Raw genomic sequence first — 12874 nt, forward strand, 5'->3', positions numbered from 1 at the left:
CCGCACAGGTGGAGGACCGTGATGCGCCCAGCCGTACGTTCCCGGGTCCGGACCCTGCCTGGTCTGCCCGCCGCCGTGCCGCCGGCGCGTTCGCGCGCCGATGCCGAGGCGGTCGCCGTGCTGCACTACGCGGCCGGCGTCCTGCTGGACGAACTGCCGCAGCTCACCGACCGGCTGGTCGCCGATCTGCTGGAGCTGGAGCCCGCCTACCGGGTCACCGCCGACGCCGACCACCTGTGGCAGGAGGTGCACCGCTCGCTGCGGCACAACGTCGGCTCGCTGCTGCGCCCGCGACGCTCCCGCGAGTCGGCCCGGATGTGCTCATGGAAGATCGGCGCGGACCGGGCAGAGGAGGGCCTGCCGCTGGACGCTCTGCTGCACGCGTTCCGGCTCGGCGGGGCCATCGTCTGGCAGTCGCTGGTCGAGGCCGCCGCACAACGCGATCCGGACGATGTCCGGCTGCTGATCCATGTCGCCGCCGACGTATGGAACTTCGTCGACGAGCACTGCACCCTCGTCGCGGACGCCTACCGCCAGGTGGAACGGCAGCTCGGCCGGCGGCGCGAGAACCGGCTGCGGCTGATGACCGAGGCGCTGCTGGCCGGAGCCACCCGGGTGGCGGACCTGCCCGAGGTCGCCGCCGCACTGGAACTGCCCGAGCGGGGCCGGTACGCGGTCGTGCTCAGCCGGGAAGGCGCCGGCGGCCGGCGCCCGTACGGCGGCGAACAGCCCGAGGCGCCGGCCGGGATGCGGGCGCTGTGGCACGCCGGCGCCGACGCGGACCACGGCATCGTGCTGATCGGCGACGGCAGCCCGGAGGAACTGGCCGAGGCGCTGAAGCCGCCGCCCGGCGGCCGGATCGGCGTCAGTTCGGTCGTCGAGGGGCTGGCCGCGCTCGGCGATTCGCGCGATTCTCCGCATGCGTCGCCGCGTCGTTCCTGCTCTGCGGCCTGGGAGCCGCGCCCGGCCGCCGCTGACCGGCCGCCGCGTCCACGGCCCCGCGGGCCACCGCCGCCCCGGCCGGCACCGCCGCTCCGGCCACCGCCGCTCTGGGCAGCCGCACAACGTCGCGGGGCGAGGGTTGTGCGCCCGTCCCGACCTGGGCACCGGCCCCTATGCGCCCCGCCGGTCGCGTGCTGTCGTATCCCTCACTTCCACCCGCGACGCCGCGCACCGCACCACACCCGCATGAGGAGAGACGATGGCCGAAAGACCTCCCGGCGAGCCGGGGGCGCTGCACATCGAGGACCTCGAAGTGTCCTACGGCCGTGCCGTACTCGCCCTGCGCGGAGTGTCCCTGAGCGTGCCGCCGGGCAGCGTGGTCGCCCTGCTCGGCGCGAACGGCGCGGGCAAGAGCACGCTGCTGCGCACCATATCCGGCACCCTGCGGCTGCACCGCGCGGCCATCACCGCCGGCTCCGTCCGCTACGGCGGCCGGGCCCTGAACGGCTGCGACCCGGTGACCGCGGTCCGCTCCGGAGTGGTCCAGGTCCCACTGCCCCCAACTCTCGACACGCACCGGCCAGCGTGCCGGCCTGCTCTCCGGCGGCGAGCAGCAGATGCTCGCCATCGGCCGCGCCCTGATGGCCGAACCCCGGCTGCTCCTGCTGGACGAACCCTCCCTCGGGCTGGCCCCGCTGATGGTCCAGCGGATCGCCGACGTCATCGAGGAGATCAACGCCCAGGGCACCTCCGTGCTCCTGGTGGAGCAGAACGCCGCGATGGCGCTGGCGCTGTCCGGCCACGCGTATGTGCTGGAGGTCGGCGAGGTACGGCTCTCGGGCCCCTCCGCCGAGCTGGCCCGCACCGACGAGATCCGCCGCCTCTACCTCGGCGAGGAGACACCGCGGACGGCCACCGCACCCGGCCCTGCACCCGGCCCCGGCCCCTGCCCCGGGAAGGGCGCGGGCGACGGGACCGCCCGGGGACAGGCCATGGGAACGCCCTCCGGCCCGGCCGAGGGGCGGCGGGCCGGATGAGCGACACCCCGCCCCTGGTCGTCGACGAGGTGACCGTCCGCTTCGCGGGCCTGGTCGCCCTCGACGCCGTCAGCCTCAGCGTCGCGCCCGGCAGCATCCACGCCCTCATCGGCCCCAACGGAGCTGGGAAGTCGACCTGTTTCAACGTGCTGTCCGGCGTGTGCCGCCCGGCGCACGGCAGCGTGCGTCTCGGGGCGGCCGAGCTGACCCGGCTCGCCCCGCACCGCATCGCGGCCCTCGGCGTCGCCCGCACCTTCCAGAACATCGTCATGACCAGCGGCACCGTCGCCGACAACCTGCTGCTCGGCAGACACCTGCTGTCCGGAGCCGGCTTCGCCGCCACCGCCCTGCGGCTGCCGCACGTCGTACGCGAACAGCGCGAGCAATCGGCGCGCGCTCGCGAGATCGCCGAACTCGTGGGACTCGGAGCGCACTTCGACACCCCCGTCGCGCTGCTGTCCTACGGGGACCGCAAGCGCGTCGAGCTGGCCCGCGCCCTGTGCCTGGAGCCCAAGGTGCTGCTGCTCGACGAACCGGTCGCCGGCATGAACGCGGCAGAACGCGCTCGCGCCGCCGACACCATCACCTCCGTACGAGAGGAACTGGGCATCTCCGTGCTGCTCGTGGAACACGACATGGGGCTCGTCATGCGCCTCGCCGACGAGGTCACCGTCCTCGACTTCGGCCGGCGCATCGCCGCCGGCGCCCCCGACCAGGTCCGCGGCGATCCCGGAGTGCTGCGGGCCTATCTCGGCACGGCGGTCGAGGCAGCGGCGGCCACCGCCGAGGTCGCCGCTGCCGACGCCGGAACCGGCTCAGGGGCGCGGGAAGCCACGGCGGACCCCGGCGGCACCGGCCGGGAAGGGCGGACCGCGTGAGCACCGCGCTGGAGATCGTCCTCAACGGCCTCGCCCTCGGCTCGGTCTACGCCCTGGTCGCCCTCGGCTTCGTCATCATCTTCAAGGCGTCCGGGGTGATGAACTTCAGCCATGGCTCGCTGCTGTTGCTGGGCGGCTATCTGATCGCCGTCCTGCACGACCGGCTCGGCTTCGCGGGGGCGGTCGCGGCAGCGGTGTTCGCCACCGCCCTCGCGGCGGGGGCCGTCGAGCGGATCCTGCTGCGCCGGCTCGACCAACAGGCCGCGCACGTCCTGACGATCCTGACCATCGGCGTGGACATCGTCCTCATGACGGATCTGACCCGCCGCATCGGCGGCGATCTGCTGCCGCTGGGCGACCCCTGGGGCAATGCCGTGGTCAGCTTCGCCTCGATCACCGTCCCGCAGAGCCGGATCGCCTCGATCGTGGTCTCGCTGCTGGTCATCGGGGCGGTCTTCGCCGTCTTCCGCTACACCGCCTGGGGCCTGTCGCTGCGCGCCGCCGCCGAGGACCGGGAAGCGGCGGCCCTGATGGGCATCCGGCTGGACCGCATCCGCACCCTCTCCTGGTGCCTGGCCGGCGCGCTGGCGGTGATCGCGGCGGTGTTCATCGTGGCCTTCCCCGCACCGGGCCTCGAACGCACCACCGGGCAGATCGCGCTGCGCGCCTTCCCCGCGGCGATCCTCGGCGGGATGTCCTCCCCGGCCGGCGCGCTGCTCGGCAGCCTGCTGATCGGCGTCACCGAAGCCCTGGTCGCCGGCTACCAGACGCAACTGTCCGCGCTCGGCGGCGGCTTCGGCGACGTCGCCCCGTACGCGGTCATGGTCCTGGTCCTGCTGGTCCGGCCCAACGGGCTGCTCGGCCAGAAGGAGAGCATCCGTGTCTGAACGTCTGCCCCGGATCGCGGCCGTGCTGCTGCTCTGCGCCGTCCCCTTCTATCTGGACGCCTTCTGGCTCCAGGTCGGACTGTTCGCCATGGCCGCCTCCATCGGAGCCGTCGGCCTCAACATCCTCACCGGCACCACCGGTCAGCTCTCGCTGGGCCACGCCTTCTTCCTCGCGGTCGGCGCCTACGGCTACGTATGGCTCGCGGGCGACCCCGGCCTCGGTCTGCCGCCGCTGCTCGCCCTGGTGCTCGCGGTGCTGCTGGCCGGCGTCTCGGGCGGCCTCTTCAGCCCCATCGCGGGCCGGGTCCGCGGCGTCTACCTCGGCGTGGCCACGCTCGCGCTGGTCTTCCTCGGCCACCATGTGATGCTCAACGCCGACACCGTCACCGGCGGATTCAACGGCCGCTCCGTGCCGCCGATGACCGTCGGCGGCTTCGGCTTCACTTCGGCGGACCCCGAACTCACCCTGCTCGGCGTCCCCTTCGGCGCCCCCGAGCGGCTGTGGTACCTCGGGCTGATCCTGCTGGCGGTCGCCTGGTACACCGCTCGCAACCTCCTGCGCGGCCGGCCGGGCCGGGCGCTGGCCTCGGTGCGCGACAGCGAGGTCGCCGCGGCCGTCATGGGCGTCCCCGTCGCCCGCTACCGGTCCGCCGCCTTCATCGTCTCCTCCATGTACGCGGGGCTCGCCGGCGCGCTGATAGCGCTGGCGTTCCGCCGGGTCGTCCCCGACTACTTCGGCCTCACGCTGTCCATCGACTATCTCGCGATGATCGTCATCGGCGGTCTCGGCTCGGTCGCCGGAGCCACCGTCGGCGCGGTCTTCGTCACCGCCCTGCCGCTGCTGATGGCCCGCTACGCCGATCAACTGCCGCTGATCTCGCCGCCCGGCTCCCCCGGCCACGCGGTCGGCCCGACCGAGGCGGCGCGCTACCTCTACGGAGCCGCCGTCATCCTCGTACTCCTCTACGCCCCCGGCGGGCTCAGCGGACTGCTGCGCCGCCGCCCCTTCCGGAAACGCGGCGGCGGTCCCCCTCTGCCGCCGACCGGCACGGACAGCGGCGGCGCGAACGGCACCGCCGCCAGCGTCGCAGCAGTGGACCCCACGGACAGCACGAACCAGTCCCCCCGGCCCCCCGAAGCCCCACAGGACCCCAAGACCCGTCCCGTACCCGAGGCGCAGACTTCATGAAGCAGCACACCGGACGAGCGGCAACCGTGGCGCTGGTCGCCGCGCTCACCCTGGTGGCCGCCGGATGCAGCGGCAAATCCGGCGACACGGACGACACGGAGGGCAAGGGCGGCGTCAAGACCGGACCCGGAGTGAGTGCCGACACCATCACCCTGGGCGCGCTGACCGACCTCAGCGGCCCCTACGCCACCCTGGGCAAGAGCATCGTGCAGGCTCAGCAGATGTGGGCGGACAAGGTCAACAAGGGCGGCGGCATCTGCGGCCGCAAGATCAAGATCATCGTCAAGGACCACGGCTACGACGTGCAGAAAGCCGGCGCCGCGTACACCGAGATCTCACCCTCCGTACTGGCCTTCCCGCAGGTCATCGGTTCACCGGTGATGGCCGCCATCCTCGACGACGTCGAGAGCGACAAGATCCTGACCTTCCCGCAGGCCTGGGCGGCCTCGCTGCTCGGCAAACGGTCCGTACAGGTGCTCGGCACCACCTATGACGTCGACATGATCAGCGCGGTCGAGTACCTCACCCGCAAGAAGGGCCTCAAGAAGGGCGACAGGATCGGCCACGTCTACTTCGAGGGCGACTACGGGACCAACGCCCTCGCCGGTTCCCGCTACGCCGCGAAACAGGGCGGCATGACGATCGTCGAACAGAAGATCAAGGCCACCGACACCGACCTGTCCGCCCAGGTCTCCGCGCTGCGCGCGGCCAAGGTCAAAGCGATGCTGATCAGCGCGGGGCCGACCCAGACCGCCTCGCTCACCGGGGTCGCCGCGGCCCAGAAGTTCACCGTGCCCGTCGTGAGCAGCGCCCCCGGCTACGCCCCGCAACTCCTCGCCACCCCCGCGGCCAAGGCACTGCTCGGCATGCTCTCCATCGTCAGCGCCGCGCCGGCCGTGAGCACCGACCTGCCCGCCGTCAAGAAGATGGCCGCGTCCTACAAGAAGGCCTACCCCGGCCAGCTCATCGACGCCGGCGTGCTCTCCGGGTACAACTCGGCCGAGCTGATGGGCCGCGACCTCAAGGCCGCCTGCGACGCCAAGGACCTCTCACGGGCCGGCCTCGTCAAGGCGCACCGGTCGCAGAGCGCGGTCGACAACGGGCTGGGCACCCCGCAGGACTTCTCCGACGCCTCGGCGCCCGCGACCCTGGCCTCGTACATCATCAAGCCCGACAAGAAGGCCCTGGGCGGCGTCGTGGGCGTCGAGGACGCCCACGAACTCCCCGCCGCCCAGGAGTATCTGAACACCGCGAAGCCGTAGCCGGAGCGCGCGGAGCCCCCGGCGGCGCGGGCTCCGCCGCGAGCGGTACGAACGCCGCAAACGGTGTGAACCGTACGAACGGTGCGAAGGCCCGGCCCGGGATCTCGTGGGATCCCGGGCCGGGCCTTCACGGCGTCCGCCGCCGGGAATAGTCCGCGGGGAGGGGAGGAGTTGCGACACCCGCGGACAACGACTCTGGAAACCGCAGACTCTCATACGTCCCTCGCGCCCCCAGCGTTCAATCCGTTCCCCTCCCGCACCGCACCGAGGCCGTCCGGCGGTGGCCGGCGCGGGCCGGGACGCGGGCGCGGCTGTCGGCGGCCCGCCCCGAACGACCACGACCCCGGGGCGGCGGCCCCGGGGTCGGTCGTCACACCCGGGCGCTCGACGCGGCGGCGTCGTCCTCCCGGGCGCGGGAACTACGTGTTGGCGGGCTGCAGCCCCCGTGCCTCGTCGGCCGTCGTCGCATCCGAACCGGCGGCCGTGTACCAGCGGTCACCGCGCTGTTCGGCCATGCCGTGCGCGGTCAGTCCCTTCAAGTGCTTGAGGACCGTGGGGCTCTGGTAGCCGGCCGCCTCGGTCAGCTCCTCGATCGGGGCGCCGCTCGCGCCGCGCGCTTCGAGTTCCTGCCAGGTACGGGACGCCGCGCGTCCGAGGCCGCCGTCCCGTGCGCTGGTGAACACCGCCGCGTACGCCTCGACGGGTGAGAGGGCCGGGCCGCCGGGCCGGGTGGGCGCCGGGATCTGCGGCTCGGGCCGGGCGGGCGCGGGCCCGCCGTCGGGTACGGGCGCGACGGCTGCCGCGAGGTCGGTCACAGCGGCGGGCGCGGCGGTGCGCGCCCTGCGAGCGCGGGTGGACTGCGATGAACCGACCGGTCGGGGGGTGCGGTTGATCGTGCGGTGCTTCTTGCCTTTCCGGCGCTTGCTCATGGTCGGGTTGTGCTCCGTCCCTGGGTGCGGGTTCCTTACGCGGAGACCAACCCGTCGGGCTGCCTACCGGTTACGGCGATTGAGCTGTCTGGCTCTGCGCGGGCCGGATCCGGTCCGACCCGCCCGAGGCCGCCGACCGGGTCCGGCAGCGGTGCGCGGCGGCCCGCGCGGGTGCGTCGAGGCCGGCCCCCGGGAACGCGGATCGCGCCCCGGGGCCGGCCGGGCTCAGCCTCGCGGCAGCACGGTGGACAGCACCGACGGCAGCGGATACCAGTCGGCGGTGGCGAAGCTCGCGTGCTTGGCGGCCATCTCGGCGGTGCGGGCGGCGGCCTGCGCCTCGGTCGGGTTGGTCCCGTCGATGGCGGGCGCCGCCTGGTGCGCGTCCGTCATGACGACCAGGTAGTGGCGGTCGTCGTACCACTTGGTGTCGATGCCGTTCCGCACATACGCGGACGCGTCCCCGTCGAAGAAGACGAACCACGGCCGGATCGCCGCGTCCTGGTAGCGGGCGGTGCGCGGGTCGCCGGCCTCGGCGCCGTGGACGGCAGGGAAGGAGCTGGCCTGGCCCAGGTTGCCGGCCGCCGACAGGTTCCGCAGCCGCGTGGCGTATTCGCGGTCGGTCCACAGCGTGTCGAAGGGGTTGCCCTCCTCGACCGTGCCGGGTATCAGCTCGAACAGGAATTTGCCCGCGAGCGCGGACCGCGAGGGCCAGCCGCCCGCCTGGACGGCCGCGTCGAGGGTGGCGTGGGAGCCCTTGAGGTCGGCGGGTCGGTAGAGGGCGTCGCCGAGCTTGCCGCCGACCAGGCTGTCGAATTCATCGGGGCCGAGCTTCCCGGTGTCGTTGAAGCCGTCCTTCATCTCCACCTTGATGAGGACCGGCCGGTGCCCGGGGTGGGCGTCGTGCCAGGCCCTGAGGTCCGCGAGGCAGCCGTCCAGGCTCTGGTTGCGCGCCTTGGTGCGGAGTTCGGCGGGCGACGCGGCGTTCTCGCAGTTGTTGTCGTTTCCGATCGGATTGCTGTGCGAGACGCGCCATTTCTTGCTGAACCCGTTCGTCCACACGTCGAGTTCCAGCAGCGAGGCGCCGGAGTCGAGGGCGTCGGCGAAGAACGGGTATTTGGACTTCTCGTAGGCGTTGTGCACACCGACCGAGGTGGCGGCGGCGTACGACAGGCCGTCGGCGCCTTTGGCCTGCGCCGGGGTGGGCGCGGTCGCGGCGATGACGGCCGCACTGACACAGATCGCCGCGATCGCCGCTCTACGGTTTCCGCTCATACGCTGCTGCCTCCGACTCGGTGGGGTCATGTCAAGTCGGATGCAGGGTACGGGAGTTCCGATCACCGCGGAGGCGGTCCCCGAAGTCGGTGAACAGCGACCCTGAGGCGGTCGACGCCGACACCTTCCCCTGGCCGGCCGGGGGCCGGGCGCTCGGCTTCTCCGGCAGCCGGGAGAGCCCGGAGGCCCTGGTTCGGGCGGTACGGGACGACGCTGGAGCGGGCCGATCAGGGCGCTTGACGTGGCGGTCCGGCGCAGAGCAGGCCGGCCAGGGACAGCGCGCCCCAGCCGACCGACACCGCGACCGCCTTGACCCGCTTGTCCCGTTCCGGCAGTTTGCGCCCCAGCAGGACGGCGTCCCCGAAGTCCGCCGCGATGCGCAGCAGCGTCGCCGTCCGCAGCGCCGGTCCGGCCGGGGCCAGGGCCATCGCGAGGCCGCAGGCCGCGTCGCGCCAGCCCAGCGGGCGCAGCGAGACCGCCGTCTCGACGGCCGTGCGGCCTTCGGCGTCGGTCAGTCCTGACGGCCGCGCCAGCCACTCGGGCCGGGCCGCCACCGCGAGACCGTAGACCGCCGTGGCCGCGCCCACCGCACGCAAGAACCCCACTCGCACCGTCAGCCTCCGTCGTTCGTCGTTCCTCCTCGGCCCCTCGTGAGCCGAGCTTTCGCCCCTCGTGAGCCGAGTATGGCCCCGGCCGACCACCCCGCTCGTACGAACACAGTCCCTTCGCCCGGCCATTCGGGCCACCCGTCAGCCCGATGCCGTCACCCGCCGCCATCCGGGTGATGTTGCCGGCGTACGGGCCGAGCCGGCACACGCGACGCGCGGTCGGTCGTTGCCCCCTTCATGGAGCAGTTCGCAAGTGCCAGCACAAGGTCCGGATCCACCCTCCTCGCAGACGTCCCCGGCCCACCGCCCCCCGCTGCGCGAGCCGCCGGCCGGTGCGAGGAAGAGGTGCGGCAACTCTCCTTCGGAGGCTTCCGCTACGACTGCCGGGTGCTGTGGCAGCGGCGCGGTTCCGCGGCGCCGGTGCTGATGCTCAGCGGCGCCGCCCAGGACAAGTACGCCTGGACCCGGCAGGAGCCGCGGTTGTCGGAGCTCGGCACGGTGGTCACCGTGGACCTGCCCGGCTGGGGCGCCTCGGACGTGCTCCCGTCCCACTACGGAATGGATTTCCTCGCCGACGCGGTCGGCCACACGCTGACCGAACTCGGCCTCGGCACGGTGAATGTGATGGGAGCGTGCTATGGCGGCGTCATCGCCCTGCGCTTCGCACAGCGGCACCCCGAGCGGCTCGAACGGCTCGCGCTGGTCGGCACCCAGCACTCGCTGCCCGATGCGGCGCGCACCGCCTTCCAGCACGGCCTTGACCTGCTCCGGCGGCGCGAGCAGGACAAGTTCGCCGAGGGGGCGGTGGCTCTGTTCGCGCCGCTGCGGGACGCGGCCGTGATCCGGCGGCGCGGGGCGGTGGCGCGTCTGCTGCGACGGCAGTTCCAGCAGATGTCACCCGATCAGGTCGAGCGGTTCGTCGCGAACACCGAGCGGCTGCTGCGGCATCCGCTGCACGGCCTCGGCCGGGCGGCGGCGGTGCCGACGCTGCTCGTGCACGGCGAACACGACCGGTTCACCTCCGTCGACCACGGCCGGGAACTCGCCGCCACCCTCCCCGGGTCCCGGATCGCCGTCGTCAGGAACGCCGGCCACATGATCCCGCTGGAGCGGCCCGACGACTTCACCGATCTGCTGCTCCGCTTCTTCACCGACCAGTCGCTCGACGACTTGCCGTACTGCTCCACCCAGCCGTGTCCGCCCCGGTCGGTCGCCGGAACGGTCTGACAGGCGGCTGCCCGAAGGGCGGGCCGCCGGCTCAGATCCGCACGCCGTGCGAGCGCAGATAGCCGAGCGGGTCGATGTCGGAGCCGTAGCCGGGGCCGGTACGGATCTCGAAGTGCAGGTGCGGGCCGGTGCTGTTGCCCGTCGTACCGGACCGGCCGATCTGCTGACCGGCGTTGACCTGCTGCCCTGAGCGCACGGACAGCTGCGACAGGTGCCCGTACTGGCTGTACTTGCCGTCGGTGTGCCGGATGACGACCTCGTAGCCGTAGGCCCCCGCCCAGCCCGCCGAGACGACGCGTCCGGCGCCGACCGCCTTGACCGAGGTGCCGGTTCCCACCGGGAAGTCGACCCCCGTGTGATGTCCGCTCGACCAGCTGCCGCCGGCCGCGCGGTAGGCGGTGCTCGGGCCGACGCCGGCGACCGGCGCGGTGAAGCCGCTGGTGGAGGCCGTCTTGGCGGTGGCAGCCGACCGGGATGTCCGCTGCGGCTTCGGCTGGTCCTTGGGCTCGGCCTTTGGCTGGGACTTCCGCTCCGTCTTCTGCTCGGGCTTCGCTTCGCTGCGCTGCGCCGGCTTGTGCTGCGGCTGCGCGGTGCGCCGGCCCTTCGGTACGAGGTTGAGGTCCTGGCCCGGGACGATCAGGTCGGGGTCGGCGCCGATGACCTCGCGGTTGGTGTCGTACAGCGCCTCCCAGCCGCCGTCGACGTCACGCTTGTCGGCGATGCCGGAGAGCGAGTCGCCGCGCACGACCACATAGCGGTCGGCTGCGAGGGTGGGACGGACGTGGTCGGCCGGTCCGCTCCCCGCCTTCGCGGGGGCCTTCTTGGCGGACGTCTTCGGCTGCGGGGCCGACCGCTGCCCGGCGGTGGACTTCAGCCCGGCGTGCTGCTCGCGGGGCTCGGCGCTGTCGCGGCTCAGACCGGCTTTGGTCGAGCACGTCGGCCACGCGCCGGGGCCCTGGGCGGCCAGCACCTTCTCGGCGACGGCGATCTGCTGCGCCTTGGTCGCGAGGTCGGCCCGGGGGGCGTACGCGGTGCCGCCGTACGCCTGCCAGGTGCTCTGCGTGAACTGCAGGCCGCCGTAGAAGCCGTTCCCCGTGTTGACGGCCCAGTTGTTGGTGCTCTCGCAGGCTGCGACCCGCTCCCAGGTGTCCTCCGGCGCGGCATGCGCCCCGGTCGCGGCGACCAGCGGCAGCGCCATGCCCGCGCCGCCCGCGGTGACGCTCAGTGAGGCCCGGGAGATCCGGTTGGGCTGGTATCGACGGTGGCGTCCACGTAACGGCACAGAGATCTACCTCTCCTACGCCCGCTGAGCTGAGCGGTCGGGGTATGTGGCGGCTGGGCGACCGCGCACGGGGAGTTGCCGAGCGTGCCAAAGATAAGGGAGCGCGATTGACCGCGACAAGAGGCTGGATATGCGTGCTTGTTCGACCGGCGGCGCTGTGCGGGTCCGACGAGGGGGTGCTGTGCGGGGACGGCGGGCGCTGCCTAGCGGGCGGACCAGCGGCGGTGCCCGGCCGGCCGGGCCTGGACGTCCCCGACGGGCGGCGGGAAGGCTCCGCGCGGCTCGCCGCGGTCCCTCAGCAGCCCCGACGCCTCGGCGGAGGACCGCAGCGAACGCAGGGCGAGCAGCAGGAATCCGATGTCGTCGAGCAGCATCGGATCCGGCAGCAGATCGACCGGGCTCAGCAGATACAACAGCGCTCCCCAGAACGCGACCTTGCCGCCTGCCTCGATGTCCGCACCGCGCAACAGCGCCCGCAGGCACACCAGTTTCACCAGCAGGACGACGGCCACCACGGCCATGCCCGCGAACAGCACGGCGGCGATGCCGATCAACACCCAGACCTCATCGCTCATGCCGCTCTCCAGCCGCTCGCCGGGCGAGGCGGTCCCCGGGCCCGTGCGGGAACGTGTACCCGCTGCCCCGGGGGTGTACCGGTGGGTGGGCCGTACGGTGGGCTCCAGCCCCGGTCACAGCAGGCTTCACCCAGCTCAGGAGACACTCCCATGGCCAAGTCCCCCGCCGTCGGTTCCGCCGCCCCCGAATTCACCCTGCCGGGCCTGGTCCTGGACGGCGACGACACCCGGCGGCAGGAGTACAGCCTCGCCGCGGCGCGGGGCAATCCGCTGGTCCTCGTCTTCTATCCGGGGGACGACACGGCCGTCTGCACCAAGCAGTTGTGCTCGTACACCTCCGAGATAGACCGCTTCAAGGACCTGGGCGCGACCGTGTGGGGCATCAGCCCGCAGGGCCTCGACAGCCACGAGGGCTTCGCCCGCAAGCACCGGCTGGCGTTCCCGCTGCTGTCGGACACGGACCGTACGGTGGTCAAGGACTACGGGATCGCGCTGCCCGGACTCGGCCTGCGGCGCTCGGTGTTCATCCTCGACGGCGCGGGGGTGGTCCGCTGGAAGCACGTCGGGCTGACCGGCCTGACCTTCCAGAACACCGACACCCTCGCGGAGCGGCTCGCCGCGCTGCGGGAGCAGTCAACTTGACCCGGCCCTAAAGGGCTGGGCTTGGAGGTAGCGCCCGACTGGCTGCCGGGTGGGCTCCTCCGTCTAAGCCACCTAGGGGGTGGCTGGGACGCGTGACTCACGCCCCGCGATCCACACGGTCTCGCCCTTGCGGGCGATGTTGTG

11 protein-coding genes and 2 pseudogenes are annotated in these 12874 nt (G+C 72.8%); 8 read left to right on the forward strand and 5 right to left on the reverse strand.

The window, feature by feature from the left end; genetic code table 11:
* Positions 1-21 precede the first annotated feature (21 nt).
* The 6 genes and pseudogenes from QMK28_RS24480 to QMK28_RS24505 all read left to right on the forward strand — a co-directional run.
* Positions 22-909: pseudogene (locus QMK28_RS24480) on the forward strand (PucR family transcriptional regulator); the annotation flags it as partial.
* 292 nt (positions 910-1201) lie between these two features.
* Positions 1202-1979, forward strand: a pseudogene (locus QMK28_RS24485) (ABC transporter ATP-binding protein).
* Positions 1976-2857, forward strand: coding sequence for an ABC transporter ATP-binding protein (locus tag QMK28_RS24490; RefSeq protein ID WP_326441623.1), 882 nt, complete (start codon positions 1976-1978; stop codon positions 2855-2857). Before QMK28_RS24485 ends, QMK28_RS24490 begins: the two are co-directional and overlap by 4 nt.
* Complete coding sequence (locus QMK28_RS24495) at positions 2854-3744, forward strand: branched-chain amino acid ABC transporter permease (RefSeq protein WP_326441591.1); 891 nt, start codon at positions 2854-2856, stop codon at positions 3742-3744. Before QMK28_RS24490 ends, QMK28_RS24495 begins: the two co-directional genes overlap by 4 nt.
* Positions 3737-4933 carry a branched-chain amino acid ABC transporter permease gene (locus QMK28_RS24500; protein ID WP_326441593.1) on the forward strand — a complete coding sequence of 399 codons (1197 nt, stop codon included), beginning with the start codon at positions 3737-3739 and terminating at the stop codon, positions 4931-4933. The genes QMK28_RS24495 and QMK28_RS24500 overlap by 8 nt, the downstream gene beginning before the upstream one ends.
* Positions 4930-6195 (forward strand): ABC transporter substrate-binding protein, encoded by a 1266-nt coding sequence (locus tag QMK28_RS24505; protein WP_326441595.1) that lies wholly within the window; start codon positions 4930-4932, stop codon positions 6193-6195. Before QMK28_RS24500 ends, QMK28_RS24505 begins: the two co-directional genes overlap by 4 nt.
* A 419-nt stretch (positions 6196-6614) precedes the next feature.
* On the opposite strand, the gene QMK28_RS24510 is transcribed toward QMK28_RS24505, so the two are convergent.
* The 3 genes from QMK28_RS24510 to QMK28_RS24520 form a co-directional block, all read right to left on the reverse strand.
* Positions 6615-7124, reverse strand: a complete 510-nt coding sequence (locus QMK28_RS24510) for a hypothetical protein (RefSeq protein ID WP_326441597.1) — start codon at positions 7122-7124, stop codon at positions 6615-6617.
* Between the two features lie 225 nt (positions 7125-7349).
* Positions 7350-8396 carry a phosphatidylinositol-specific phospholipase C domain-containing protein gene (locus QMK28_RS24515; protein WP_326441599.1) on the reverse strand — a complete coding sequence of 349 codons (1047 nt, stop codon included), beginning with the start codon at positions 8394-8396 and terminating at the stop codon, positions 7350-7352.
* 227 nt (positions 8397-8623) lie between these two features.
* Entirely contained in the window at positions 8624-9007 is a 384-nt protein-coding gene (locus tag QMK28_RS24520; RefSeq protein ID WP_326441601.1) for a hypothetical protein, read from the reverse strand.
* Positions 9008-9349: 342 nt separating this feature from the next.
* On the opposite strand from QMK28_RS24520, the gene QMK28_RS24525 reads away from it, so the two are divergent.
* The gene (locus tag QMK28_RS24525) at positions 9350-10231 is read left to right on the forward strand and encodes an alpha/beta fold hydrolase (RefSeq protein WP_326441603.1); all 882 of its coding nucleotides are present in this window, start codon (positions 9350-9352) and stop codon (positions 10229-10231) included.
* Positions 10232-10262: 31 nt separating this feature from the next.
* On the opposite strand, the gene QMK28_RS24530 is transcribed toward QMK28_RS24525, so the two are convergent.
* A complete protein-coding gene (locus QMK28_RS24530; protein ID WP_326441605.1) occupies positions 10263-11513 on the reverse strand; it encodes a transglycosylase family protein in 1251 nt (416 codons plus the stop codon).
* 203 nt (positions 11514-11716) lie between these two features.
* Positions 11717-12088 (reverse strand): YkvA family protein, encoded by a 372-nt coding sequence (locus tag QMK28_RS24535; protein WP_326441607.1) that lies wholly within the window; start codon positions 12086-12088, stop codon positions 11717-11719.
* A gap of 150 nt (positions 12089-12238) precedes the next feature.
* On the opposite strand from QMK28_RS24535, the gene QMK28_RS24540 reads away from it, so the two are divergent.
* Positions 12239-12730 (forward strand): peroxiredoxin, encoded by a 492-nt coding sequence (locus QMK28_RS24540; RefSeq protein WP_326441610.1) that lies wholly within the window; start codon positions 12239-12241, stop codon positions 12728-12730.
* The last annotated feature ends 144 nt before the right edge of the window (positions 12731-12874 follow it).

Origin of the sequence: Streptomyces sp. H27-D2 (genome assembly GCF_035828615.1) — a bacterium.
Classification (GTDB): Bacteria; Actinomycetota; Actinomycetes; order Streptomycetales; family Streptomycetaceae; genus Streptomyces.